The organism is Burkholderia sp. 9777_1386 (assembly GCF_015712265.1).
GTDB lineage: Bacteria > Pseudomonadota > Gammaproteobacteria > Burkholderiales > Burkholderiaceae > Burkholderia > Burkholderia cenocepacia.
Genome location: NZ_JACCQB010000151.1, coordinates 1 through 410 on the forward strand (window position 1 = coordinate 1; position 410 = coordinate 410).

Genomic DNA, 410 nt, shown 5'->3' on the forward strand with positions numbered 1-410 from the left:
GAGTGGTGGAGTCTCTGCACCTGGTACGACGTGCGGGATATGCTGCACGACAGAGGGTATCAGGCAGAGGCGCAGCAGGCGCACTACCAGGCCGTTCCGGAGCTGACAGACATGATCGGTCTGCTCTCCACTGAAGCCATCCGGACCACCTTCGGCACCGTGCAGCGTGACGGCTCACAGGAGCTGCTGCTGAGTTATATCCAGCGTTCGCTGACCAGCGCCCGCAGCGAGTACAGAATGCTGGCAGGCCGGACACGTTTCGCCCTGAACCCTGACACGAGCCTGATTGCCGTTGACCTGAACCTGGTGGCCGGAGATGCCACGCCGGCAGGAAGGCTGAAAACCGGGATTATGTATCTGTTCGCCGGGCAAATCACCAGCGGGGACTTCATCCTGCCGCAGTACCAGGA

At 61.5% G+C, this 410-nt stretch carries 1 pseudogene; it reads left to right on the forward strand.

Going from position 1 to position 410, the window contains the following annotated elements:
• Positions 1-39: 39 nt before the first annotated feature.
• Positions 40-410 (forward strand): annotated as a pseudogene (locus H0X91_RS34790) (conjugal transfer protein TraU); the annotation flags it as partial.